Annotated in this window: 24 protein-coding genes; 16 read left to right on the plus strand and 8 right to left on the minus strand. The window is 58.6% G+C overall.

All coding sequences use genetic code 11. From position 1 onward, the window contains the following. The first annotated feature begins 91 nt into the window (after window positions 1-91). Window positions 92-1,735 carry a Gfo/Idh/MocA family oxidoreductase gene (locus ACWGXE_RS01780; RefSeq protein ID WP_447600834.1) on the plus strand — a complete coding sequence of 548 codons (1,644 nt, stop codon included), beginning with the start codon at window positions 92-94 and terminating at the stop codon, window positions 1,733-1,735. A 19-nt stretch (window positions 1,736-1,754) separates the two neighbouring features. Then, window positions 1,755-2,777, plus strand: coding sequence for an NAD-dependent epimerase (locus ACWGXE_RS01785; protein ID WP_447600836.1), 1,023 nt, complete (start codon window positions 1,755-1,757; stop codon window positions 2,775-2,777). A gap of 19 nt (window positions 2,778-2,796) precedes the next feature. On the opposite strand, the gene ACWGXE_RS01790 is transcribed toward ACWGXE_RS01785, so the two are convergent. Continuing rightward, entirely contained in the window at window positions 2,797-3,573 is a 777-nt protein-coding gene (locus ACWGXE_RS01790; RefSeq protein WP_447600838.1) for a polysaccharide deacetylase family protein, read from the minus strand. Further along, window positions 3,570-4,688 carry a glycosyltransferase family 4 protein gene (locus ACWGXE_RS01795; protein ID WP_447600840.1) on the minus strand — a complete coding sequence of 373 codons (1,119 nt, stop codon included), beginning with the start codon at window positions 4,686-4,688 and terminating at the stop codon, window positions 3,570-3,572. Before ACWGXE_RS01795 ends, ACWGXE_RS01790 begins: the two co-directional genes overlap by 4 nt. 188 nt (window positions 4,689-4,876) lie before the next feature. On the opposite strand from ACWGXE_RS01795, the gene ACWGXE_RS01800 reads away from it, so the two are divergent. After that, on the plus strand, window positions 4,877-5,326 hold the full coding sequence (locus ACWGXE_RS01800) for a hypothetical protein (RefSeq protein ID WP_447600842.1): 450 nt from the start codon (window positions 4,877-4,879) through the stop codon (window positions 5,324-5,326). 159 nt (window positions 5,327-5,485) lie between these two features. Further along, window positions 5,486-7,510, plus strand: coding sequence for a cation:proton antiporter domain-containing protein (locus ACWGXE_RS01805; RefSeq protein ID WP_447600844.1), 2,025 nt, complete (start codon window positions 5,486-5,488; stop codon window positions 7,508-7,510). A 92-nt stretch (window positions 7,511-7,602) separates the two neighbouring features. Here the strand turns inward: ACWGXE_RS01805 and ACWGXE_RS01810 are convergent, their stop codons facing one another. Beyond that, window positions 7,603-8,691, minus strand: a complete 1,089-nt coding sequence (locus ACWGXE_RS01810) for a Rieske 2Fe-2S domain-containing protein (RefSeq protein ID WP_447600846.1) — start codon at window positions 8,689-8,691, stop codon at window positions 7,603-7,605. 244 nt (window positions 8,692-8,935) lie between these two features. On the opposite strand from ACWGXE_RS01810, the gene ACWGXE_RS01815 reads away from it, so the two are divergent. The 5 genes from ACWGXE_RS01815 to ACWGXE_RS01835 all read left to right on the plus strand — a co-directional run bounded on the left by ACWGXE_RS01815 (window position 8,936) and on the right by ACWGXE_RS01835 (window position 12,380). Next, window positions 8,936-9,466: a DsrE/DsrF/DrsH-like family protein gene (locus ACWGXE_RS01815; protein ID WP_447600848.1), complete on the plus strand. Its 531-nt coding sequence runs from the start codon at window positions 8,936-8,938 to the stop codon at window positions 9,464-9,466. Window positions 9,467-9,476: 10 nt separating this feature from the next. Then, a complete protein-coding gene (locus ACWGXE_RS01820) occupies window positions 9,477-9,722 on the plus strand; it encodes a sulfurtransferase TusA family protein (protein ID WP_447600850.1) in 246 nt (81 codons plus the stop codon). A 150-nt stretch (window positions 9,723-9,872) separates the two neighbouring features. Further along, a complete protein-coding gene (gene ftcD, locus ACWGXE_RS01825; protein WP_447600852.1) occupies window positions 9,873-11,426 on the plus strand; it encodes a glutamate formimidoyltransferase in 1,554 nt (517 codons plus the stop codon). Between the two features lie 24 nt (window positions 11,427-11,450). Beyond that, window positions 11,451-11,645, plus strand: a complete 195-nt coding sequence (gene rpsU / locus ACWGXE_RS01830) for a 30S ribosomal protein S21 (protein ID WP_447600854.1) — start codon at window positions 11,451-11,453, stop codon at window positions 11,643-11,645. Window positions 11,646-11,720: 75 nt separating this feature from the next. Then, window positions 11,721-12,380, plus strand: a complete 660-nt coding sequence (locus ACWGXE_RS01835; RefSeq protein ID WP_447600855.1) for an endonuclease III domain-containing protein — start codon at window positions 11,721-11,723, stop codon at window positions 12,378-12,380. Between the two features lie 91 nt (window positions 12,381-12,471). On the opposite strand, the gene ACWGXE_RS01840 is transcribed toward ACWGXE_RS01835, so the two are convergent. Beyond that, on the minus strand, window positions 12,472-12,885 hold the full coding sequence (locus ACWGXE_RS01840) for a hypothetical protein (RefSeq protein ID WP_447600857.1): 414 nt from the start codon (window positions 12,883-12,885) through the stop codon (window positions 12,472-12,474). Window positions 12,886-12,976: 91 nt separating this feature from the next. Between ACWGXE_RS01840 and ACWGXE_RS01845 the strand changes: the two genes are divergently transcribed. From ACWGXE_RS01845 to ACWGXE_RS01855, 3 genes are read left to right on the plus strand one after another with little or no spacing between them, the layout of a single operon-like run. Continuing rightward, on the plus strand, window positions 12,977-13,417 hold the full coding sequence (locus ACWGXE_RS01845; protein ID WP_447600859.1) for a PGPGW domain-containing protein: 441 nt from the start codon (window positions 12,977-12,979) through the stop codon (window positions 13,415-13,417). 18 nt (window positions 13,418-13,435) lie between these two features. Next, a complete protein-coding gene (gene polA / locus ACWGXE_RS01850; RefSeq protein ID WP_447600861.1) occupies window positions 13,436-16,075 on the plus strand; it encodes a DNA polymerase I in 2,640 nt (879 codons plus the stop codon). A 14-nt stretch (window positions 16,076-16,089) separates the two neighbouring features. After that, window positions 16,090-16,470: a metallopeptidase family protein gene (locus ACWGXE_RS01855; protein ID WP_447600862.1), complete on the plus strand. Its 381-nt coding sequence runs from the start codon at window positions 16,090-16,092 to the stop codon at window positions 16,468-16,470. A 337-nt stretch (window positions 16,471-16,807) separates the two neighbouring features. On the opposite strand, the gene ACWGXE_RS01860 is transcribed toward ACWGXE_RS01855, so the two are convergent. The 4 genes from ACWGXE_RS01860 to ACWGXE_RS01875 form a co-directional block, all read right to left on the minus strand. Next, window positions 16,808-18,520, minus strand: coding sequence for an ArnT family glycosyltransferase (locus ACWGXE_RS01860; protein ID WP_447600864.1), 1,713 nt, complete (start codon window positions 18,518-18,520; stop codon window positions 16,808-16,810). 87 nt (window positions 18,521-18,607) lie between these two features. Further along, complete coding sequence (locus ACWGXE_RS01865) at window positions 18,608-19,873, minus strand: hypothetical protein (RefSeq protein ID WP_447600866.1); 1,266 nt, start codon at window positions 19,871-19,873, stop codon at window positions 18,608-18,610. 80 nt (window positions 19,874-19,953) lie between these two features. After that, a complete protein-coding gene (locus ACWGXE_RS01870) occupies window positions 19,954-20,550 on the minus strand; it encodes a hypothetical protein (protein WP_447600868.1) in 597 nt (198 codons plus the stop codon). A 2-nt stretch (window positions 20,551-20,552) separates the two neighbouring features. Continuing rightward, window positions 20,553-21,569, minus strand: coding sequence for a hypothetical protein (locus ACWGXE_RS01875; RefSeq protein ID WP_447600870.1), 1,017 nt, complete (start codon window positions 21,567-21,569; stop codon window positions 20,553-20,555). A gap of 276 nt (window positions 21,570-21,845) precedes the next feature. On the opposite strand from ACWGXE_RS01875, the gene ACWGXE_RS01880 reads away from it, so the two are divergent. The 4 genes from ACWGXE_RS01880 to ACWGXE_RS01895 are packed head-to-tail and all read left to right on the plus strand — an operon-like array spanning window position 21,846 to window position 25,855. Continuing rightward, a complete protein-coding gene (locus ACWGXE_RS01880) occupies window positions 21,846-22,889 on the plus strand; it encodes an alkaline phosphatase family protein (RefSeq protein WP_447600872.1) in 1,044 nt (347 codons plus the stop codon). A 12-nt stretch (window positions 22,890-22,901) separates the two neighbouring features. Beyond that, entirely contained in the window at window positions 22,902-23,354 is a 453-nt protein-coding gene (locus tag ACWGXE_RS01885) for a hypothetical protein (RefSeq protein ID WP_447600874.1), read from the plus strand. Window positions 23,355-23,357: 3 nt separating this feature from the next. Further along, window positions 23,358-24,731 carry a HEAT repeat domain-containing protein gene (locus ACWGXE_RS01890; protein WP_447600876.1) on the plus strand — a complete coding sequence of 458 codons (1,374 nt, stop codon included), beginning with the start codon at window positions 23,358-23,360 and terminating at the stop codon, window positions 24,729-24,731. Beyond that, on the plus strand, window positions 24,728-25,855 hold the full coding sequence (locus tag ACWGXE_RS01895; protein ID WP_447600878.1) for a HEAT repeat domain-containing protein: 1,128 nt from the start codon (window positions 24,728-24,730) through the stop codon (window positions 25,853-25,855). Before ACWGXE_RS01890 ends, ACWGXE_RS01895 begins: the two co-directional genes overlap by 4 nt. Window positions 25,856-25,924 lie beyond the last annotated feature (69 nt).

Here is a 25,924-nt window from a genome sequence, read left to right on the forward strand (position 1 = left end):
CTCTCAGTGCGACGCGTGAAGCGTCATTCGTGAATTCTCTCGCCGGCTCATGCGAAGACAGACGGCCCTCACCAATCACACCAGGAGTCATATGAGAGAATCGAATCGGATTGCTCCGTCTGTGCCCCGTGTCGCCGTGGTCGGCTCCGGCTATTGGGGAAAGAATCTCGTGCGGAACTTCCATGACGTGGGGGCATTAGCCGGAATCTGTGACAGTAATGATGAAACGCTGTGCCGGTTTGCCGAACAGTATCCCGGCTGCCGGATGTATCGGTCATTCGGCGAGGTGCTGTCCGATCCGTCCGTCCCGGCGGTCGCCATTGCGACCCCGGCCGAAACCCATGCAAACCTGGTGAGGGAAGCGCTGCTGGCGGGGAAGGATGTCTGTGTGGAGAAACCGCTCTGTCTCTCCGTGGAAACCGGCGAATCCCTGGTGGCATTGGCCAAAACCCAGGGCCGCATTCTGATGGTCGGGCATCTGCTCTGGTATCATCCTGCCGTTCTTCGGCTCAAGGAACTGATCGATGACGGCGAGTTGGGGCGGATTCAGTACATCTATTCCAATCGCCTGAACCTAGGAAAGATACGCCGGGAAGAAAACATTCTCTGGTCATTTGCGCCCCACGATATCTCCGTGATTCTGGGTTTGCTCGAGGACATGCCGGATGCGGTGCATGCCCAGGGTGGGAATTATCTCCACCAACGCATCGCCGACGTCACCGTGAGCTTGTTGTCGTTCCCCAGCGGCGTCAAGGCCCATGTCTTTGTGTCCTGGCTCCATCCCTTCAAGGAGCAGAAATTGATCGTAGTCGGGGATCGAAAGATGGCGGTCTTCGATGATCTGGACAAACAGGATAAATTGACGCTGTATCCGCACTCGATCGAATGGAAACATCAGCTGCCTGTGCCGAGCAAGGCGGAAGGACAATCCATTCCTCTGGACGCGCTTGAACCGTTGCGCGCCGAATGCCGGCATTTTATCGACTGCGTGACGACCAGGCGCACTCCGCGGACCGATGGTGAGGAAGGATTACGCGTGCTCCGTGTCTTGCAACAATGCCAGGATTCGTTGGATGTCCGGCCGTTTCTTTCCTCTCCGGCGGAACCATCCGTTCGCCGTGTGGCTCAGCCGCCGGGGTACTTCGCGCATGAATCGGCGTTCATCGATGAAGGCGTGGAAATCGGAAAGGGAACGAGCATTTGGCATGTCTCCCATATTTTGAAGGGAACAAAGATCGGCAAAGGGTGTAAGATCGGCCAAAATGTCGTGGTCGGTCCGAATGCCGTGATCGGCGACGGCGTGAAGATACAGAACAATGTGTCCGTTTATGAAGGAGTGACGCTGGAAAATGGGGTCTTCTGCGGCCCGTCGATGGTATTCACCAATGTCTTGAATCCGCGGAGCGAGATCCCGCGAATGATGGAGCTGCGTCCCACCTTGGTGAAACAGGGGGCCACGTTAGGCGCGAACTGCACGATTGTTTGTGGACACACCATCGGACGATATGCCTTCGTCGGGGCCGGAACGGTCGTGACGAAAGACGTGCCTGATCATGCGCTTGTCATCGGTACTCCCGGCCGCGTCGCCGGGTGGATGTGTCAGTGCGGCGTGCGATTGAAAATGAAGGGCGCATCTCTATATTGTGTGGAATGCAGGAAGCGGTACCGCAAGGGCGGCACCGGCCTGAAGTTGCTGACGGCGGATGCCGTGGCGGTCAAGAAATCGGTGGCATAGCAAGCGGGAACGAATGAATATGGCGGACTCACAGCACCTCACCCTGGTCACGGGCGCAGCAGGATTCATCGGATTTCATTTATGCCGGCGCCTCTTGGAGCGAGGCGATGCCGTGCTCGGGCTGGACAATGTCAATCCGTATTATGATGTCCGGCTCAAAGAGGCTCGTCTCGCGCAGCTTACCTCTCATCCGCGGTTCCGGTTCACGAAGCTCGATCTTGAAGACCGCGCCGGCCTCGAAGCACTCTTTGCCGCCTACCGGTTCCCGCGGGTCGTTCATTTAGCGGCACAAGCCGGTGTGCGTTACTCCTTGACCAATCCTCATGCCTACACGGGCAGTAATGTGGAAGGATTTCTCAATATCCTGGAAGGATGCCGACACACGAAGGTGGAGCACCTGGTCTATGCCTCGACCAGTTCGGTGTACGGAGGCAATACTCACATGCCCTTCTCCGTTCACGATAATGTCGATCATCCCGTGTCGCTCTACGCCGCAACTAAGAAGGCGAATGAGTTGATGGCCCACTGCTACGCCCATCTGTACCGCATGCCTTGCACCGGCCTGCGATTTTTCACGGTCTACGGACCGTGGGGACGTCCCGATATGGCCCTGTTCCTCTTTACGAAAGCGATCCTGGAGGGGCGGCCGATCGAGGTGTTCAATCACGGAAGAATGCAGCGCGATTTCACGTACATCGATGATATTGTCGAAGGGGTGATTCGCGTGCTGGATCGGCCGGCCGCTCCGGATGCCGAATGGATTGGCGACCGCCCGGATCCGAGCAGCAGTTCGGCACCCTACCGGCTTTACAATATCGGCAATCATCAACCGGTCGAGTTGTTGCGATTCATCGAGGTCTTGGAGCAGGCGTTGGGGAAAACAGCCGAGAAGAAGTTCCTGCCGCTTCAGGCGGGCGATGTGCCCGCCACCTATGCCGACGTTGCTGATCTGACACGTGATGTGGGATTCAAACCTGCGACGCCGATTGAAGTCGGCATCGAACGCTTCGTCGAATGGTACCGCGGTTACTACAACATGTGAGTGATCGCAATTCGTCCGTCTAGCGCGACAGGACCTCCGACACCCACCCCGTTCGATAGCGTGAAAGGAACCGGCAGAGGTCTTCGAACGCCTGCATCCCGTCCGCCACATCCATGCACAGGGGATGGGCCAGGATCGTTGCAATCCCGCCCAGGTTGTCGATTGCCCGCACGTTGTCCTGAACGATCTCCAACCAGTCATGGATGCTCACGCGTCCCGATAGTCGCTCGGGCGTCGTCCGTCCTGGCAGATACTTTCCGTGCAGCAGATGTTCATGGTCCGGCGCCGTATTAATGGGCAGTGAAAGCAGCATTTCGCTGAAGCGTTCCGGCGCAGTCGCCGTCGCCGACACATGGTCCGAGACGATTTCGATGCCCGCCTTCGTCAACAATGTGTAGGTATGCTGGTCATGCCGGTACGCATGGTTTCGCCACACGCGGATGCGTTTTCCGGTCAGGCGCTCGATGGCCCGCACGGTTTTGGCGATATCCCGTGCTTGGAAGAAAACCGGCCCGGTGACGCCGAGTCCGATCCGTTTCCACAACCAATGCATGGGCGAACGGAACGCGCAGTACGTATGGCCGCCTACCTCGCAATTCGGCATTCGGCTCAGTTCGGCGACGAGGGCCGGCTCTTGGCGGCAGGTTTTGCCGGTAATGAACAGCGTGACTTTCACGCCATGGCGTGCGGCAATCTCGCCATACCGCAGAGCAAGCCGGGCTTCAGAATAGGGGGAATACCACGTATCGACTCCTCGATAGGAATGATGATGAACGTCCCCCGTCAGGCAGATCATAGAAGCTCTCGATAGACCGCAACCGTGCGATCGACGGCACGGTCAAGGGAAAAATTGCCCACTACGTTCTCCCGGCCGCGTTGCGCCATGAGTCGCGCTTCGGACGGATGATCCAGCAGCCAGTGAATGGCCCGGCTCAAGGCATCGGTATTTTGCGGTTCGACGAGAAGACCGGTCTCCTGGTTGGCGATCAAGTTCGGAATTCCACCCACGCGGGTGGCGATGATCGGTTTTTCCATGGCCAGGGCTTGCAAGAGGACCTGGGGTGTCCCTTCGATCTTGAAGGATGGAAATACGAGGCACGTCATGGCGGCCAGGAGTTCCGGAATATCGGTACGGAAGCCGGTGAGGATGGCATGCTTCCGCAATCCATGCGTCTCCAGCAGTTCATCGGCTGTCCGGCGATCCCAGGGTGGTCCGTCGCCGACGAACAGGAACCGGGCATTCGGCCACCATTTCAGCACAGAAGGCGCCGCTTCCATGAGATAGCGGAAGCCCTTTCCCCTCTCCAGCCGGCTGACATACCCGATGATCGGAGCACCCTCTTCGAGATTGAACTCTTTGATGATGCGGTCGCCGCTCGTAAGAGGATGAAAGCGCGTGACATCGATGCCCGCAGGAATTTCGACCACTCGTTGGGGAGGGAGCCGGGGGATCCGGAGAAGGTCGTCTCTGATATCAGCGGAGGACGTAAGCACACGATCGGCCAAGCCGGTGTAGATCAAGCTTGAAAGAACGTTGGTCTTGACTGGTGTGCCGATGTGCCGGCTTCGGATGATCGGGATGCCGCGCAGCCTTGCGGCCGGCCCGCAGATCCAATGATCTTTCGACGTGTGAGTATGCAGGATATCGACATGATGGCGCCCAAGCAGCGACCAAAATCGAATCGTCGAGGGCAATTCGTAAGATTGGCGCATGCGGAGTGGGACCGTCGGGATGCCCTGTGCCGCCGCACGCTGTCCCAACGGAGCGCCGGGGTTACAGACAAAGGTCGATTCATAACCGCGCGCCCTGAAAAACGACGCCTCTTCCAGCATGCGGATTTCCAGCCCACCGTAGCCCATCGACGAGCAGGTATGCCACACGGCGGTCGATGAAGCGGGATCAGTTCGCATCCAGATAGTCGTGTCGGGAGATCGGGAAGCACATGCCGGCATCAGCGCCGACCTGGCGTCGTAGCGCCGATGCTATGAATAACTTACCGATCGCCGTACTGCAAGTGTCCTGATGTCCCTGCGCGATGGAGGTGACGGCAGAACATGCGCATGTTCTCCGCTGCGGGCCTTGCATCGGATCAATGGAAATGTTCAAATGGCAGAGACACAAAGAACTGGTGACGCCGGTGGATCAACATTGCAGAACAATACATGGTGTTCTATTGATCGGCTGCTTCGTGCTCGTGCTGTGCGGCACCACGGTCTCATCGGCAGAAGACACCTCTACCGATTCTCCGTCGTGGTCAAGCCTCCGTCAGAACGGCGGCAGTGGCAGTCCGTCGGCCATCGAACCTCTCTCTTTTCCCGACCAGAACCGCAGCGTCATCCGACAGGCTCCGGCCCTCACCGGTCGATTTCAACTCAAGGACCAGACCATCATCCCGTTTATCGGCGCCGGGTTCGGGGGCGGATACACCAATGACCGTGACCGGGCCTTGGGGTCCAATGGACTCTTTCACAATCCCGCCCAATCCGGGGATCTCGGTAAGAACATGATGCCGAACGAATTCAACCTCGGCGTGCGAATCCCCTTCTAGTGACTCATCAGTTCCTTTGCTCTAATTAGCGTCTTTTCGACCCCGTCCGCTACATGGTCCTTTTTCAAGACATCCTTGTCCGGCGATATCGGCTCAGGTATGCTGCGGCACGATCGTTGGAGATGACCGCCCTACCGAGGCTCTTAGCGAAAGGGGTGTATGACCGATTACGAGGTGCTCGGAGATCTGCTGATCATCTTCACCGTTTCCACCGCGGTCGTCTTTGTCTTCCATCAATTTCGATTTCCTTCCATCGCAGGTTTTCTGGTCGCGGGCGCCTTGATCGGACCGCACGGTCTGAATCTTATCCCCGACACGACGAAGGTACAGGTTCTGGCCGAGATCGGCATCGTTCTGCTCCTCTTCACCATCGGGATCGAATTCTCTTCCGTACAGTTCGCCTCGGCCCGCCGGATTCTGGTGGTGTCGGCGCCGATTCAGGTCGGAGGGACGCTGCTGTTGGCCGTTTTCGGGGCGTTGGCCGCCGGGCTCAGTTATAAACAGGGCATTTTCTGGGGATTTTTGGTTTCGCTGAGCAGTACGGCCATTGTCTTGAAAAGTCTGGCTGAACGAGGCGAGAGCGATTCGCTGCATGGACACGCCACCATCGCGATCTTGATCTTTCAGGATCTGGCCATGGTTCCCATGATGTTGGCCACTCCGATCCTGGCCACGCAGGACAGCAGCGCCGCCGGCGCGGTGGTCTTGACGCTTCTGAAGGCCTTGGCGGTGGTTGCGCTCATCGTCACGGCGGCCTGGCATCTGGTTCCGACTCTCTTGCAGCATATCGTGCGCAGCCGGAGCCGCGAACTTTTTTTGCTGACGATTATCGTGCTCTGTCTGGGCATCGCTTGGCTGACCTCCCTTGGGGGGCTCTCACTTGCACTGGGAGCCTTTATCGCCGGTCTGGTCATCGCCGAATCCGAATACAGCCACCAGGCCTTGGCCGAAGTGCTGCCGTTCAGAGATAGTTTCAACAGCTTGTTTTTCGTGTCGATCGGCGTCCTCATGGATTGGCATATCATTTTCGAGTATCCGTTCACCGTGCTGGGATTGTTGGCGGCGATCATCGTCGGCAAATTCGTTACTGGCACGGGGGCGGTGCTGGCGGCCGGCTCCGCCCCGAGAGCCGCGGTCTTGGCCGGCGTCGCCTTGGCTCAAGTCGGCGAGTTCAGTTTCATCCTGGCCCAGGAAGGCCTCGAAGTCGGATTATTGCCGGAGAAACCGTATCAGCTTTTTCTCGCCGTGTCGGTCCTCACAATGACCATCACGCCGTTTCTCATGCAGTGGTCGCCCCATTTGGCCAGGCGGGTGGAAGCGATTCAACGGCTGCGTCACTGGTTTCCTGAGCGGACTGCCGCGCATCAGGCCCAGGCGGAAAGTAGGCAGATTCGGATCAAGGACCATGTCATCATTCTCGGGTATGGGCTCAACGGCAGAAACCTTGCCAGGGTGTTGGGAGAAACGGAGATCCCGTACATCGCGCTGGACTTGGATGGAGACACGGTGCGTCGGGAGTCCAAGCACGGTATCCCCATTTATTATGGCGATGGGGCGAACGCGAATGTGCTGCGGCACATGAAAATCGACGACGCCAAGGTCCTCGTGGTCGCGATCTCGGACCCCTTCACGGCCCGCCGCGCGGTGCAGGTGGCGAAGGGGCTCAATCCTCATATTCATGTGGTCGTGCGCACCAGATACTTGCGCGAGCTGGAAGAGTTGCACCAGCTTGGCGCCGACGATGTTGTGCCGGAGGAATTCGAAACGTCGATCGAAATCTTTGCGTTGGTCCTAAGAACCTATAATCTGCCGCCTGAATTCGTGACGCGAAAAGCGGAACAAGTCCGCCGGGAAGGGTACGCGCTGCTGCGGCGCAGCGAAATGCCGGAATTGGCGCATCATTTGCGAGGGGGAACGCTGACGGATGTGGAGGTGGAGATGTGTCGCGTGGATGAGGATTCTCCGGCCATCGGCAAATCACTCGCGGACCTGTCGATCAGGCCGCGGGCCGGCGCGTCGATCATTGCCTGGACCAGGAATCAAGTAACGCAATCCAATCCATCGGAGAAAGTTCGCTTGCAAGCCGGCGACGTTGTGACATTGCTCGGAAGCCGCGAACAAATCAGGCGGGCCATGTCGCTGTTGAACGAACCAGGCGCTGGAAGCAATGAGCAGGTAGGCTGACGCTTTGTGCGGAATAGGGCTCGATCGACGATTCTTCCATTGAACCATCGACTCAATGACCATATGTGAACTGAGTCAATCCGGTGTTCGGGTTAACTTCGCCAGCGCAGGGTGACGGGGCCCTTCAGCGGATGCTCCAAGGGCCGGCCCGTTTGTACCGACGCGAGATAGGCGGCCTTGAGTTTGTAATACCATTTGGCCGGGGTATCGGCATCGTCGATCAACATGAGTGCCGGTTTGTAGCGAAGGCCCACCGCTTGGCGTTCCATCGCCTCCTTGTCCTGCTTGAGAAAAATATTGGCAAAATAACGGAACAGCGCCGTGGAGAAGGGCAGCCACCGCAAGGCGTTCCAGGCCGCACAAAAATCGATGCGGCATTGCTGCTCGCCGACCGGGGTGACGGTCGCGCGGGTCGAGACAAACATGGACCCGCATTGAACGAACTCGAACCGCTGGTTCGGGAGTACGAAATCGATGGTCGTGGTCAGCGGTCCGCCGTAAAAGAGATTGAGCAATTTATAAGGGCCGCTGTTCTTCGACGGGGCGTGGGCGACCATGCGAAAACCGTTCGGAATCGGCTCGAACGTCTTGGCTTTCTCATGCATGCTCGCCGGCGTCCTCCACCAGGAGGACTGATGCACAAAGGGGCCGTGGGCCGGATCCATCAAGCCGACGATCCCATCGTCAATCGTACAATTCAATAAGGTGGAAATCTGGATCATGCGGTACGGTTCCGAGGGAAGTGGGAGACGAGGAAGTTCCGGGAGAGGTCGATTGAACGGCGTGTCGTCCGCAAGAAAAATCCAAATGTACCCGTCCTGGTCCTGACAGGGGTATGTCGTGAGTCTGATCTTTTCCGCATGGATCGGCGAACCGTCTACAAGGGCGGGAATGTGGCGGCAGCGGCCGCCCGTGTCGAATTGCCAGCCATGATAGGCGCAGGCGACTCGCTCGCCGTCGAATCGACCGAACGAGAGCGGCATCCCTCGATGGGGACAAATATCGCGAAGGGCCGACACGGTTCCATTGCGGTCACGGCAGACCAGGATCGGTAGGCCAAGAAGCACCACCGCCCGCATAGCGCCGGCAGCGAGGAAAGAGCTGGTGAACGCCGGATACCAGAACCCCCAGAGGGGCGTGTTCTTCGAGGGCTTCAGTTCGGTGATTGCGTCCGTACCCATGTCATGAGAGAGACTTAGAGAGGAGAGCCATGTCGGTTAGAAATTCAGACTATAACGATGGCCTTCTGCGGCGTCAAGCAACGTGTCGGGTCGGCTTGGCGGATCGACACCGGCGCGAGTCATCGAAGCGTGACTTCAGGCCGCCCTCGTTACCTTGACAAGAAAAAGAATCACATAATATAGTGATTTTCCAAGTATTCGAGGCTCCTTCTCGCTCTAGAATCAGCGCCACCAGAGGAAGAGTATGACCGCCACGCAGATCCAACCGGCAGCGGCGCTGGAAGAATTGCGCGAATCCAAGCCGGACCGGGTCACCATCGTCCTTTTGAGCGGAGATTTGGATCGGGCCATGGCGGCTTTCATCATCGCGACCGGTGCCGCGGCAATGGGCATGCAGGTGACGATGTTCTTTACGTTCTGGGGGCTCAATACGATCCGGCGGAAAGGGGCTTCCAGCTCCGCCGGAGATTGGCTGCGCCGGATGTTCGGTTTCCTCAACAAAGGCGGCGCCGATCGGTTGCCTCTTTCGCGGTTTCACTTCGGCGGCCTCGGTACAAAAATGATGCAGAGGGTCATGAAGCAGAGCCGGATGCCCGGCGTGCCGGAATTAATGCAAATGGCGCTGGATCTCGGTGTCCGATTCATTGCCTGTACCACGACGATGGGGCTCATGGGAATCGGCAAAGAAATGCTCATCGAAGGCATCGATCAATTCGCCGGGGTCACCACCTATCTGGCCGAAGCGAAACAGGGCAGCGTAAACCTGTTTATTTAGAGAACAATTAATGATACAGGCCGATATCAAGCTCGATACCCTTGGCTATTTCTGTCCGATGCCCATCATCCTGACATCGAAGAAAATTAAAGAGCTTCACACCGGTCAGGTGCTCGAAGTCCTGTCGGATGACGAAGGTATTAAGAAGGACATGCCGGCCTGGTGCCAGACCACCGGACATGAACTGGTGGGGTTGGAAGAGGAACAAAGCCAGGCGAAACGGATTTACAAGGCATTTGTAAAAAAGACGAAGTAGCGAGGCGCTTCCAATGGCGGAGGGGCCCTGGGCGAGAGCCGGAGGTGTGGTGATCCTGCCTCCGGCTTTTTTATTCATGCATCATAGCACACCATGCGACTAGGGGATGCCCTCAACTGATCGGGTAAGTGCGGGTGCGGTGAGAAGTCGATGAACCAAATTGTCGAATGCGTAGCCAATTTCAGCGAGGGCCGAAATCAGGACATTCTCCGGGCCTTAGTGGCGGCCGTACAATCCGTGCCGGGGGTGGCGCTGTTGGACGAGACGATGGATCGGGACCATCACCGTTCTGTAGTCACCTTTGCGGGACGGCCATTTTCCGTCGCCGAGGCCGCGTTCCAAGCAGCACGGGTTGCGACCGAGCTGATCGATCTTCGGTCGCATGAAGGGGTACATCCGCGGGTTGGCGCGACGGATGTCGTACCGTTTGTGCCGATCCAGGGTGTCACGATGGAGGAGTGTGTCCAGCTTGCCAGGCTCGTGGGGCAGCGTCTCGGCAATGAGTTGCATATCCCCGTCTTCCTTTATGAGGAGGCAGCCACGAGACCGGATCGCCGGCGGCTCGAAGCGATTAGGCGGGGAGAATTGAAGGGATTGGCCGCGCGCATGGAATCCGAACCAGGTTGGGCGCCCGATTTCGGCCCCAGGTGCCTGCATGAAACGGCCGGGGCGACGGCCGTCGGCGCCCGGCCTCCTCTCATTGCATTCAATGTCAATCTACAAACACGCGACCTTACCGCGGCGCGGGAAATTGCCCGTGTGGTGCGCGAATCCGGCGGGGGACTACCCTATGTGAAGGCCATTGGAGTGGAATTGGCGAGTCGCGGCCTGGTTCAGGTTTCGATGAATCTCACCAACTATGAGAAGACGCCGATTCATGTCGCATTGGACGCCGTGCAGCGGGAGGTACAGCACCGCGGGGTCGGCATCGCGGGCACGGAAATTGTGGGACTGGTGCCCCAGCGAGCGCTGATCCAGGCGGCTGAACAGGCCCTCAAGCTCGAACGTCTCGACCGGCAGACGATTATCGAGACGAGGCTGGAAGCACCCGAATCGCGGGAAGCGGTCAATCGGGTGATGTCCGCGCCGCAGAAGCCTTTGGCCGCTTCCTTGGCCGAGGTGTCTGAAGCGGTGTCCGCCAAAGCGCCGGCGATCACAGGAGCGGGTGCCGCGGCCCTCGCGGCGGGCCTTGCCGCCACCTTGGGGGTCATGATCGCGCGATTGAACCGCTCGCGGATATCGGAGAAGTGTCTCCGAGAAATCCGCACCAGGCTTCATGACCTGGTGCGGATCGATCGCGAGGCCTATGCGGCGGTCCTACAAGCGCAAAAGAATTCGGATGCAACTGCAGATAGCGCAACAGGTACGGCGGGCTCATTGGTCATGGCGACTCAGGTGCCATTGGAGATCGTGAAGCTCTCCTCTGAGGCGACGGTATTGTTGCGGAACCTGCTCGCTGAGGCCAGAGTCGATGTGCAGCCGGATCTTCGTCTGGGGATGCATTTGTCACGCGCCATTATCGATGGCTGCCTCGATATTGTGAAAGAAAACATGAAAAATCAACCGGATCGGGAGATCATCCGATCGTTCCGTGGACGGATCGCGGCGGCCGAACAAAAACTTGTGGAACTCAAAGGCCTGTGTTACACTCCGCCGTCCAAGCCTTGGTCCCAGACAATCCTGAACAAACTGAAAATCCGGTAGAGGGGAAGTCGAAGGTCGTCAAGAATGGAAATCAAAGTTTTCAATAATAATGTCGAAAAAGCTCTCAAGGTTGCGAAGAAGAAACTGGCCGGTGAAGGGTTGTTCCGAGAACTGAAGCGTCGGCGGTACTATGAGAAGCCGAGCGTCAGACGGAAAGCAAAAGAACGGGAAGCCCAACGACGCCGGCAGAAGTGGCTTGCAAAACGCCGTCCGGAATAAGCTCCTTCACTGCAGTTGCTCCCTCCATAGCTTGTTGTATTCCTCTCTCTCGGATTGAGAAGCAGTCGCAGGGCGATGCGTTCATCGGATATCCACGCCGTCATCCGCATTCTGAAACGGGAAGTGCGGCAATGGCAGGAGCCGGTGGTCGGGGTGGTCGCTCGTGAATCGGGACACGATCCCTTCAAAATCCTGATCTCCTGCCTGCTGAGCCTCCGAACCAAGGATCGCACGACCGGCGAAGCAAGCGCGCGCCTCTTTGCCCTGGCAGCCGATCCTCGGGCAATGCTTAGGCTTTCGGCCGACCGCATCGAGCGGGCCATCTACCCTGTCGGGTTCTATCGGACCAAGACCCGGCAGATTCACAAGATCTGTCGCCGATTGTTGGACGACTACAGCGGACGGGTCCCTGATTCAATCGACGAATTGATCACCTTGCCGGGAGTCGGACGAAAGACCGCCAATTTGGTCGTCACGGTCGGATATGGCAAGCCCGGCATCTGCGTCGATATTCATGTCCACCGTATCAGCAATCGCTGGGGGTATGTCAGAACGAAGAATCCGGAAGAAACAGAAGAAGCCCTGCGCGAGAAGCTGCCGCCCCGATACTGGATTATCTACAACGACCTTCTGGTTCCCTATGGACAGAACATCTGCCAGCCGGTCTCGCCATTCTGCAGCCGCTGTAAACTGATTCCCTATTGCGACCGGGTTGGAGTGACGACGTCGCGGTAGGTTTAAGCGATGGAGCGTGGAGGACGGGTAATGCTCCGATCAGATGAGGAGCTTGGCTCGGCCGGCGCTATAGGCGGTTCAGGCGAAATCGTCAGGGTTTCTGCCGTTTCACTCTGACGTGGTTGATAAAGTCCGTAATGGCGCCGTCCACTTCCGCCGCGGTCATTGAGCGGTCGTGGGTTTCGCTCTCGTCCACCAGGTATCGTTCGCCCTGTTTCTCCTGCCGCACGACGACGGTGTTTTCCGGCGTCACCTCGACTCGCATGAACCATTCCATCGGACCCTGGGTGATGACCACTTCCTTGCCCAGGCCGATCTTCGTAATCTCTATCTGCATCTCTTCCGTCCCTTGGCCGGATGCCGGACTGGCAGCAAGCGGGAGAACCGCCCAACATGCCCAGAGAAGCAGGACCAGAGCGAACTTGCCATGCGCGGGATCGTGATGCAAACCAACATTCCCGTCGATTTCTTCGATTCCTTGGGCGCGTGTGACGAACCGGCGCATGGGCGGCATTATATCGCGACGGCTTTCAGGAGGTAAACCCGACTCGGCACTCTTCCCGCCGCCGCAAGCGCCATGCTAGGATGCAGGGCCGATGACTGATTGGCTTGTGCACATCGCTTCGTTGTTTCCGCCGCAGCTTCTGATCTCGCTGGCCGTCTCTTCGATCTTTATGTTCGTGGGCACGCTCATCGCCATCCCGATCATTTTGGTCCGGTTGCCGGCCGACTATTTCGACGTACGTATCCCACGGCCCTGGATGGAGAATCATCATCCCGTGCTCAGAGTCGTCGGCCATCTCGTGAAAAATCTGGTTGGAATAGTGTTTCTGCTCGCCGGGCTGGCAATGCTGGTCTTGCCGGGCCAAGGCATTCTCACCATTCTGATCGGACTGTCTCTGGTCGAATTTCCGGGGAAACGGCGATTGGAGGCGAAGCTGGTCGGACAAGCGACCGTCCTCAGCACGATCAATAAGATGCGGGCCAAGTTCAACAAACCGCCGTTGATTCTCGCACCCGAGAAAAATCCAAAGTAACGGTTGGAATACTCGACTATGTCGACGCTCTATCTCATAGACGGCAGTGCATACATCTATCGGGCGTTTTTTGCCCTGCCGCCGTTGTCCAACTCGAAAGGTTTGCAGACGAACGCGGTGTATGGATTCACCACGATGCTGCTGAAGATCCTGCGCGATCACAAGCCGGATTATGTCGCTGTGGTGTTCGACGAGAGGGGCCCTACCGTTCGGCATGAAGAATACAAAGAATATAAGGCGCAACGGCCGCCGATGCCCCAGGGGATGCAGACGCAGGTTCCCTACATCCATCGAATCGTCGAGGCCATGGCGGTTCCCTGCATCCGCCAAGCGGGCCTTGAGGCGGATGATTTAATCGGAACGCTGGCTCGTAAGGCGGAGGCGCAGCGGATCGAGGTGGTGATCGTCACCAGCGACAAGGATATGTTTCAACTGTTGACCCCGAAGACGCGGATCTATGATCCGGTCAAGGACAAATGGTTCGGCGAGGCCGATGCGCTGGCGCGCTTCGGCGTGGAGCCGGGCCGCGTGGTCGAAGTCATGGGTCTCATGGGCGATGCGACCGACAATATTCCGGGCGTGAAAGGCATCGGCGAAAAAACCGCGGTGAAACTCATTTCGCAGTTTGGGACGATTGAGGAATTGCTTGCCCGTATCGCGGAAGTCGCTCCCGCCAAGACGAAGCAATTGTTGGTGGATCAGGGAGCGAATGCCCGCTTGAGCAGGCGCCTCGCGACTATTCAGATCGATTGCCCGATTGAATTCGAGCCCGGGCGATTCAAGGCGACGTCGCCCCATACGGAAGAACTCAGTTCGCTCATGCGCGAACTGGAATTCACGGCATTGGCCAAGACTTTCCAACCGCTGTCGGCGTCGGTGCCCCGGGTCGAACCAGCAAGATTGTACGATGACGAGGGAGTAAGCCGGTTTCTTCGCTCATTGCCCAATAAAGACCCCGTCGGCTTGCATTGCCTGCTCGGCGAGGGCTCCGGCATTCAGGCGAACATTCAAGGCCTGGCTCTGGGGACGACGAGTGCCCAAGCTGCGTACATTGAGCGGAGCGGGTCTGAATGGTCATCATCGGTGAAGGTATGGTTAGGCAATACAGAAGCGCTCAAGGCGGCGCACGACCTGAAACCGGTGTTGATCGCATTTCATCGTGACGGTTTGACGCTGGACGGCCCCTGCTTTGACACGATGATTGCCGACTATCTGCTCAATCCGAACCGGCGCGGCCATAGCTTGGACACGATCCTCATGGATACCCTCGGATACCAGCTTGGCGGCAGCGAAGAAGCTTCGCCGGAGGAGGGGCCCAAGACCTTGTTTGACGGCGATCAGGCGATTATCCGGCAAGCGGGAGCGGCGGCTGTTGCGGTGGCGAAGGCGGTTCCGATCTTGTCGGAGCGCTTGAAAGAGCAGGGGAGCCTCGCGCTCTTTCATGATGTCGAAATGCCGCTCGTTTCGGTGCTGGCGGAGGTGGAGCGAAACGGCTTTCTGTTGGATGTGGCGGGCTTGGCGCAACTCAGCAAGGAACTCGATCGCGAATTGGATACCATGGTCCGCGGCATCTCCACCCTGGCCGGAGGAGAATTCAACATCAATTCACCCAAACAATTGGCGACCGTGCTCTTTGAGAAGCTCGGACTCAAGCCGGTCCGCAAAACGAAGACGGGCTATTCGACGGATGAAGAGACGTTGACACAGCTTGCCGCTCAGCACGAACTGCCCGCGCAGATTCTCGCTTGTCGCACGCTGACCAAACTAAAATCGACCTATGTCGATGCTCTGCCGCAACTGGTGAATCCCGAGACGGGGCGGTTGCACACCTCCCTGAATCAAACGGTCGCCGCGACCGGCCGGCTTTCCTCGACTGATCCGAATCTCCAGAACATTCCGGTCAAGGGGGACTACGGCCTCCGGATTCGAGAAGCGTTCATTGCTCCGCCGAACCACACGCTGCTCTGCGCCGACTATAGCCAGATCGAGCCTCGTATTCTGGCGCACCTGTCGCAGGATGAACGATTAGTGCGTGTGTTCTCCGAAGGCGAAGACATTCATATGGCGACCGCCATGGAGATCTTTCGCCTGCCCGCAGACCAGATTTCCAAAGAAATGCGCCGTGCTGCCAAAACCGTCGTGTTCGGCATCGTGTATGGCATCAGCCCCTTTGGGTTAGCGGGGAATATCGGCGTCTCGCAAGCCGAGGCGAAGAAATATATCGAGACCTTCTTCGAGCGGTTTGCCGCGGTGAAGGCGCTGATGGATCGAAACATCGCCCAGGCGAAGGAGAAGGGGTATACCACCACGATTCTTGGTCGGCGCCGACCGATTCCCGAATTGCAGAGTGCGGACCCGACGCAGCGGGGCTTCGGCGAACGGATGGCGGTGAACAGCCCCATTCAGGGTTCTGCAGCGGATTTGATCAAGGTCGCGATGATCAATGTGAATCGCCGATTGCATCAGGAATTGCCAGCCGCCAAGATGATTCTCCAGGTTCATGATGAACTGATCTTTGAGGTGTCGGATCAGGACCTCGAACGGGCGAAACAGCTCGTCAAATCCGAAATGGAGGCGACGGGGACGCAACTCGGCCTGTCTGTTCCGTTGAAGGTTGATCTGGGGACCGGTTCGAACTGGCGAGCGGCGCATCCATAAGAGAGATGATGGTCATGGCACGCCGGTCTTTATGCGTACCGGAGACCGAGTTTGAAGAGTTGGTCCGGCAAGCGCTGGATACCCTCCCCGAACCCTATGCCGGCCTGATGGAGAATGTTGCGGTGGTCGTAGAGGACAAGGCGTCGCGAGAAGTATTGGCGGATTTGGATATTGATGATGAGAACGAGTTGCTGGGACTGTACCACGGCCTTTCAATGGACAAGGAATCTTTTTTTCAGGTAGGCGGCAACCTGCCGGCCCGGATCTCCATCTATCGCAAACCCATCCTTCGCATCTGCCGCACCAAGGAAGAAGTTGTCCGGGAAGTCCGCGACACCGTCGTCCACGAGATCGGGCATCATTTTGGTTTGGACGACGACGAGATGCCGTATTGAGTGACCTCGCGCACCATGGTGTCGATCGTCGAACCAAACGGCGGTCGCTGATAGGGTAGGCAGTCTCGCATGAGAAGATAAATGGACGGTGTGTTCATAAGTCGAACGGATGCGGCAGGCCCCATCGCTTCCGCGCCTCTCGGAGCGACCCTTCCGGGTTCTTCGAGCCAAACTCGGCGTCCGCAAGCCTGACGCTCATTATTCTTCGCGTCGTGGACCGCTTCTGGAATTCCTCGCGGCTATGGCTGTAATCCGTCATGGTGCCTTAGTCGCTTCCAGCTTTCCTTCTTAACTCACTCTCGGTGGGGCCCCGCTCCTCCGGCAAAGCGCCGACAAGTTATCTTCGCCTAATCAAATAATACGGCGTCCGGCCTGCAAATGCCTCGGGCGGCTTTTCGCCGGTCCTGATCCACTCCCATATCGCACTCGCTTTCAGCGGCTCGTACGCCGCTCCGCATTCTTCGAACGCATACTCGTTCAATCCCACCAGCGCCTCTTTGGTTCGTTCAGATCCCAGGATGATCGAGAATTGTCCGAGAGCTTCCGGGGTCGCTTCATGGCGAAACTCCTGTACGATGAGCCGTCCGCCTGACAGGAGCCGGATCAGATTGCTCATGGATTGGCGGACGTCGACGGCCGCGATCCGAGCGGGAACAGGGCCTAATTCCAACAGCCGGCTGGTAATTCCTCCGGCGGGCAACGTAATGAACACCGGCTTCATGGCCTGTTCGAGCACGCCGAATGAAGTCATGACGGCGAGGCTCAATGCGACGAGAGGAGGAACCAGGCGCCGGCGAAATGACAGGACATACAACCCCGCCATGAAGCCCATGAAGATTAAGCCGCCGGCGAATAGACTCATATCGATCCGAATCCCGGCTATCGCCACGATCATGCCGGCGCCCGCGCCTCCGATGACGAGCCATCGAAGCGGGCGTTCCAGCAAAGAGGGTATCGTGCCGGTACGAAGGCAATAGCCAAGCGAGTCGGCCAGCAGTACGGCGGTCAATGGGTACGTGGGAAGCAGATAGCGCGAGCGGATCAGATTGCCGAATGAAAAAATCACCACATTGACGAGCAGCCATCCGAGAGCAAACCAGACCAGCGATTTTCGCTTCTCCATGTAACCGGTGAGCAGGTGGCGTTGTGCCGACAGCGCGATGACGAGAAGCAGGATCCAGGGCGCGAAGAATCGCAACGGCGTCAAAAGATATAGGACCAGATTGGGAACGATCAACGGAGGGACACCCTCCAGCCGCTCGCCGATCTGATCCTCGAATAACATAGAGAGCGCCACCGTTCCCTGTAAAAGCGTAGAGGTGATGAACCAGGACAGCGGAATCAGGAGTCCGACGGCCAACCAAACCCGGTGCACGATGAGGCTCGCGCCCTCGGCCCTCGCCCAGAACCGAGCGAATCCCCACACGAACAATACCAACACGATCGCCAGCATCCCCTTGGTCGCCATGGCGAGGCCGGCACCGACATAGAGCAGGGCGTACCAATGGGCCTCGCGGCGTTGCCGGAACAGAATCTCAACGGCGCCCCAGAGACTGAGGGACATGAAGAGGCATTGCAGGATGTCCGGCGTAGCTTTGGTTGACGACTCCATGAATTGAATGTTGGAGGCGAGGATGGCGGCGGCGAGGACAGCGGTTGATCGGTCGTTCGTCGCCGAGCGGGCCGTACGATAGGTTACATAGAGCACTGCCGCGCCGGCCAGTAGGAACGGCAGGCGCGATGAGACGAGTCCGATGCCGAACGCGGCATAGCTTGTCACGAGCATCCAATAGGTGACAATCGGTTTACGAAACCGGAGAGAGCCGTCCGGATAGCGGGGGGTCAAATAGTCGCCGCTCCGGACCATTTCGATCGCGGCATTCGTATACCAGCCCTCATCGAAATGATAACGGGACAAGAGCGACAACGAGCCGAACAATGAGACGAGAAATATTGCGATGACGATGGATAGAACCGGGAATCGACTGGCGGGAGTATCGTCGCCAGCCGTGGCAAGGGATGGACGATCGCGCGACAGATTCAATATCACCGCGAGAACGTCGCACAGGTGGGAACAAGGTGGCAAGTATTAGTCGGCATGCGAAAAGGGACGGAGACGTTTTTTGCGGACAGCAGATCAGCTGTACAGGCGGGTCACGATCTCCGTCGTGTTGAACAGCATCATATCAAGGCGGGTGTAGGCGGCGTGCCCGTAATAGTGGTCGCGGACATTGGTCGAGCCTGTGCAATCCTTATAATCCATCAGTAGGCACAGCCCTTCGCCGGGGCATCGCACCGCGCGGCGCGCGCATTCCACCCAGCGCTCGAATCCATCGTATGGTTCCACCAATTCCCAAATTCCTTTGTTGCATGCCTTGCCCGCCTCCGAGGACGGGATCGCGTCGGTTCCGGCGACAGCCAGTTGCTGAACATAGTCGCCTCCCCAGGCGATCGGCATTTCCACGGTGATCTGAGGAAGTTCCATCTTCGAGAGCCATGTTTTTCCGTCGGTGCGAAGCATGCGATGGTTCACGATGTGCAACAGCTTGCCGATTCCCGAGGGGTCCCATCCGTACCGGACCGGCATGCCGAAAGTGACTACATCCAACGCTGCTCCGTTCAGAAGCGCCCCGGAGGCCAGCAAGGGATCGATCCGTTTGATGGTGGCGCCGAGTTGAGCGTGACTGGTCGCTTCCGCATAGGCATTCAGAATGTCGAACATGGTTCTGCGGCCGGTGATCGGCGAAGGACATAGCAGATTGGATGCGAGCGCGACCACCAATCCGGCTTGTCCATGGGCCTGGATCAGCAGACGATTCCCCGGTCCGAGCCGGTGAGCGGTCACCAGATCGGAAAGTCGGCTCAATAATAGACAAGCGGCCACCGCACGGCCTACATGATGATGTTCACCGGACCACAGCTCGCGGACGCATAGAATCGGTTTAGATGATTTTTGATTCACCGCCTTATTGAATAGATCGATATAGGAGGCGGTGAAGTTTCCGGCATCGCCGACCTGCTGATCGAGCAACGCTTTGGTGGTCTCATCATTCCGGAGCGGCGGCGTCAGGCCGCCTGGAAGCGGCGGGATGCCGTTATCGCTCTCCCGCATGAAAGACAGGAGGGAATCCAGGCCTGAAATGCCTCGAGAGTAGCCGCGCTTGAGTCCGCCGGCTTCGTCGAGCCTTTGGAGCCCAAACACATCCGTGCCCGGGATGGACCCATGGAGGAAGAGGACGAGACCCAGGCCGGCGTCCGTCAATCGGGAGCCAAGAGCTCCCATGGCCTCGTTCCAAGCCGGTGTCCCGGGCGAGGCGGCGGTTCTCAACTCGCCGTACGAGAGGCGGTCGCCGGGATTCTTGCGCGAGAGTTCGTCATGATGAAAATTATTCTCGGTCGGCATGGAATGCTTTCATACCCCGAGCGTGGGTCCGACTTCAACCGGGGAACCGCAGCCCTGCGATCCGAATGGGTAGGAATCTATCAGCGGGTTGTGGTTGCAGCCGGGGACGGAATTGGGGATGGAATCGTAAGAGCCGGATGTGTAGGCATGACGGCCGTCGCGGAGCACGTCTTCTGAGCTTCGTCGACTCGGCGATCCGTGATCTTCACGCCCTGCAAGTATTCCTGAACCAGTTCTTCGCGGACCACCTCGATGTCCTGTTCCGGCTCGCGACCGGTCCGTTCCCTGATCCGATCGGTTGCATGTTCTTTGATCAACACCCGGATCTGTTTTGCCAGATCCGCTCGCGCGGCGAGTTCCGAGACCCGCTGGCAGACGAGTTTCCCTTTGGAGAGATCACCCTGGCCATGCCCAATGAGAAGATCCTGCTGGACCTCGTTCTGTAAGTTATTGGGAAGGGTGGTGGCGGATGAAGCGGTGGACATGTCGGCCCGGCCGGAGGTGAGATCTCCGGAAGAACCGCGCTGTTTCCCCAGGCGCTGAAACGCTTCATCGGCATGGCGTTGCACAGTCGCCTGATCCGTCCGGAGATCTTCGGCAAGCACGATGCCTCCCATCGAAACAGCGCCGGCCAACATGACGGCCCATGACCAGGTTTTGGCCCGCCGCGGATCCATAGTTATTTGCCTCCTCCCGTCGGAACACCGGGCGACATGTGACCGGGTCGCTGAACCGATTGCTGGGATTGCAGGTCCTGTGAAGAAGAATTTCGGGAAGAAGTGAGCGGCTGCGACGGCCGTGGAATGTTCTGTTGGACGACCGACGGTTGAGAGATGCTCTCACGGCGGCGTTCGGCCGGCGGCGAATCTATCGATGGATCGGTGGATTGATCGCCGGGCGCCTCGGGCGTCGTAGATGGCCGCGGAACAACTTGATAGGTCGGCATGCGCGGCAGAAACGGCACGGTATGCGGCACGGGGGCGGTCGGCGGCCTGGGTGGGGCAAGCGGCTGGTTGGCCACCGCTTGCTGCACGGCATTCAGATGAGGATTGTTGGGATTCAACTGCCCCGCAACCGAGATCAGGGCTTGTATTTGCGGCAAGCCGCTGCTCCAGGCAGACGGATAGGCCAGCGAGCCCAATACAAGCCAATTTGTCCAGGCTTGGGCCACCATGGCATTGGATTGTGCCTGGCTCAGCAATGTTTCGCGTCGATGACTGGATTCCCGCGCTTGCTCGGAAGTGGTTGCGGCTCCCAACGCTTGATTCGCCGTATCGAGCTCGAGATGAAGTTGATCGATCTCTTGTTGGAGAGCCAGCAGTTCGCCGCGCGCCTCTTCATGTTGTTTGACGGCTGCCAGCGCCTGGACCACTTCATTCGTATCGACCCGTGCCGTGAGTGTGACCTGAACGACGACGGCCTGATCCTCCAGGCGCAACGCAATTCGTTGATCCTGAACCGTGACGACGCCCGCCGTATAGCTTCGGATTTCGTCCTGCGTGACATCCAAATCCCTTACGACCGTGATGCTTTCCAGATAGAATGCGACCTGCTCCAGCGCATGGCGTTTGGCCTGTTCCGCCGCCAGTCGGATACCATCCTCCTTGGTGTCGCGATCGCCGAGGCGATATTCCCCTTGAGCCGTGACGGTTCGTATTTCGGCGGCAACGTGGTCGGGCAAGAACACGGAGAGCATGCATCCAGAGCAGAGCAGACCCACAGTGACGTTCTTGAAGGATAAGGACAACGAAAATGAAAGCCGGGGCTGGATCATTCTTTGATAACTGAAATCAGCCATCTGCAGCCGTGGCATTTAAAGTGAGCGGATCAGCGGCGCCAGGCTCTATGAGGATAACACCGATCCGCCATCCGCGCCAGGCTGGAACTGGATCAGCGCGGTGCCTTGCCTTGGCGGAAAATGGCATGTTAACTTACCTATCCCCTTGCGAACGAAAGGAAAGCCCCTGTGTTTATGCGACGATCTTCTCGATTCTCTCTCCTACAGCTGTTTCGCGGCCTGGCGATGATTTTAATGCTCTTGTCGGCGCCGGCCATGGGCCCGGCCGATCTGTTTGCCGCGCGCGGCGGCGGAGAAATCCCGCCCCCGACGGTGGCAGAAACGGAACATGTGATCCTCTTCGTCCTCGAAGGAATCGGGCAGGATTCCTTGAAGGGCGGGGCGATGCCGGTGTTGAGCAAATTGATCAGCGACGGGTCCGTGACATGGTCGGCCACGTCCGTGAAGCCGGCTCTGCGGCTTCCGCTCATGACGTCGATCATTACCGGACTTCCCGTCGATCGCCACGGCATCACCTGGAACACCTTCGAGTTTAGCCGAGGCTACCCGCGTGCCCCGACGGTGTTCGATTATCTCGATCTCAGCGGGGGGCGGGACAGCGCGATCTTTTTCATGGACGAGTCGTTGTATCAGCTCGCAAAACCGGAGCCCTACACGGACTACCAGATGTGTGGGCCGCTGCGGCCGGAATGCAACACGGCCAAGCTGATCAGCTATGTCCGTGACTATTTCAAAAAGGCGACCAGCGGGCACGGTCACGGCCATGCTATTTTGTCCCTGCCCCATTTCCTGGTGATCCATTTGCCGGCGGCAGGCCGGGCCGGAGAAGCCCAGGGATGGAACTCGCCGGACTATCGCGAATCTGTGAAGACCGTGGATAAAGCCATGGGATCCGTGTTGGATTTGTACCGAGAACTGGGGCTCTTGAAGCGGACGACGGTCTTCGTCACCTCGTTGAGCACCAAGGGTGAAGCGAGCATTTCGGCGGGTGAAGTACAGGGCGATCAGAGCGGGGAAGCGGCGCGAATCCCCTGGATTGCGTCGGGTGTAGGGATCAAGAAGGGACATTCGATCAGCCAGCCGGTCTCCATCATCGATACCGGGGCCACCGTCATGCGGGCGCTCGGTCTTGAAACCCACACCGAATGGGACAGTCATGCCGTCGAAGAAATTTTCAAAACCGCTTCATCGAATCATGGGTCAGCCAAACATCCTTGAGAATATGACGACATGGATTTTTTTGTTATGAGCATGAAAAAAGCTCGACGGATTTGTTTCTTAATCAGCGTATTGGCCTTGCCTAGCCTGGCGGCGGAAGCGGCCCCCCCCGCCACCTATACGCGGGAGCATGCGATCGTATTCGATGCCACGGCGTTGACACCCCCGACATGGTGGCAGGTGCCTGGTGTGACGCCGATGATCATGACCTTGGATCCGGAAAGCTCGGATGCCTACCGCACGACCGATCGCCGAGAACTCAAACTCAAACCGGGTCAATACAAATTCGGCACCTTTACGTTCGACTTTCCCTTCACGGTGTCGCTCGATGGAAAAGTCGATTTCGCCAAGTCGTTGGACCAGTGTGTCGAGGGACGGGGCACCCAAACCCTGACGGTCCGCTGCAGCCGCACGTATCCGTATGGGGGCAAGCGCGACAATTATTACAAAGAAGCACCGAGGTGAACTATGGCGCAGGCTCTTGATGATTTACTGGAAGCGCTGGAAGACGTGGACGATGCCACCCGCGAGGAGGCTGCCAAAGCGCTTGCGGAGCGAGCCGAGCCCAGCACGCTGGATTCTTTGGTGAGCGCCTGTGGGGATGACTATTGGTCGGTGCGGTCCCATGCCGGGTGGGGAGTCGCGAAGATCGGCGGCCAGAAGGCCATCGAGGCCTTGATCGGCTTGTTCAATGACCCGATCATGGAGGTCCGCAACGAGGCTGTCGCCGCGACCGCCCATATGGGAGCCGCGGTGGTGGATCGGTTGATCGTCGCCATGAAGGATGAGCGGTGGCGGGTTCGTGAACATGCGGCTAAGGCTTGCGGCGATCTCCGTGATCCGCGCGCCGTCGAGGCGCTGCTGTTCGCCTGCCGCGATCGCGACGGCGCCGTCAAAAGCGCCGCGGCCGAGGCGCTGGGAAAAATCGGAGATCCTAAAGCGGTGCCGGCGTTGATCAAATTGTTCCGCGACTCCTCCAAAACGGTGCGTGAGACCGCCGGGACGGCGCTCGTCTATATCGGGCAAGCTTCCGTTGATCCGCTAATCGACAGCTTGAAGGATAAGGATTTCGTCGTGCGCTGCCACGCGGCCCGGGCGCTTGGAGGCATGACGACCGACTACCAGATCGGGCGAAGCTGGGTAAGGGAGCCCAAAGTCGTGGACGCCCTGATTGCCATGCTGAAAGACCCCGATCGAGCCGTTCGAGAAGATGCGACCATTGCGCTGGGGATGATCGGCGACCCGCGCGCGATCGATGCCCTCATGGAGGCGATGAAAGACGGAGCCGTCAAGCGCCATGCGATCGCCTCGCTAGGCATGATCGGAGATCCACGGGCGCTGCCGGCGGTGTTGGACGCGTTGAAAGGCAAAGGCATCAAGCAAGCCGGAACCCCGACTCCCGGCTGCATCGTGAGTGAGGACGCCTTTATCAAGGAAGCGGCGGCCACCGCCTTGGGTCATTTCCGCGATCCCCGCGTCATTCCGGATCTGATCATGCTGCTCAAAGACGGGGTTCTGCGCGAGAAGGCTGCCAGCGCGCTTGTCCTGATCGGGGACACCGCGATTGAACCGTTGGTGTCGTTCCTTCACGATCCAAAAGCCTCTGAGGTGGAAAGCGAAGGGGAACGGGTGCTGTCGTACGCCTCCGTTCGCCTGAGCGCCAAGGACGCGCTTCGGTTGCTCGTGCTCGAAACGTTGGAGAAATTAGGTTGGACCCCACCGCTGGATGAATCGTCGATCGATTCGAGCCAGGCAGATAACTTGCGGGTGAATCAACCGCTGGGAGATACCGGCCGTTTTGGTCCGAGCGGCGACATCGCCCGCGGCGGCCGGCCGGGTTGACGATACGTGCCCTGCAATGCGAGACGGGAAAAGGTGAACTCGTGGCCGATCCGGTGGTCGAGCAGATCTCGGCGTTACAGGATGAAGATTGGGCCGTTCGAGAGGACGCGGCGGCGGCCCTAGGCCGGCTGAAAGATCCGCGGGCGGTTCTTCCTCTCACGTTCATGCTTGGCGACGAGGACCGAGCTGTCCGGCAGGCGGCGATTGGCGCGCTGACCTCCATCGGCGAACCGGCAGTTGAGGCGCTCGGTCGCTGTCTCGACGAGACGCCGTTACAGGTTCAGGAGGCAGCCTCGGAAATTCTCGCCGGCATCGGTGACGCCCGCGTCTTCGATCCCCTGGTGAAGGCTCTGGCCAGCTCCGATTGGATCGTTCGGATGCATGCGGCTAAGGCATTGGGGCACATCGGGGACGCGCAGGCGGTCCCATCGCTGGTGCCGCTGTTACAAGACAAGGTCAAAGCCGTCCGGGAAGAAACGGCCGGTGCGCTGGCTGCGATCGGTGCGGCTTCGATCCCCTCTCTAGTGCAGGCGCTCCGGCATGAGGAATGGTTGGTGCGGCTTCATGCGATCGAGGCGCTCGGCAAGCTGAAATCGCCGGATGCAGTCGAGCCCTTATTGTTCGCGCTGTTCAATGACCGTGATTCCGCGATCAGGGAGGATGTCGTCAGGGCGCTGGGGGACATCGGCCATGCCGAAGCCGTAGACTTTCTCTTTCAGGTCATCGAGGAGCCGGGTTTGCGACCTCTCGTAGTGGAAGCCCTGGGAAAAATCAAGGATGGCCGGGCTGTCCCAGTATTGCAGGAGATTGTGGCGGGCAAATGCCGGCCGGAAACAAACCGCTCCGTGACGGGCTGCGGCGACCAGTGGAGTGAAGAGATGTTGACGATGGGCATCGCGGTGCGCGCCTTAGGACTCATTCGCGACGAGGGGACGATTCCGACATTGGTCGCCGCGCTGGGGAATACGGTGACGCGGGCGGAAGCAGCGGCTGCCTTGACGCGATTCGGACCAGTGGTAATTCCCTCGCTCCTGCCCATGCTGGCGCGGGAATCCGATGAGAATATTCGGTACCATGTCAGGGAGACGTTGACGGCGATCGGGTGGCGACCGGGACGGGTATGACCAGGATTGATCTCGCAATTTGGTGATCTGGTAATTCCTCGGCGGAGGCGGTCTTCATACCGCAGAATC

This window comes from Nitrospira sp. Nam80 (assembly GCF_965152575.1).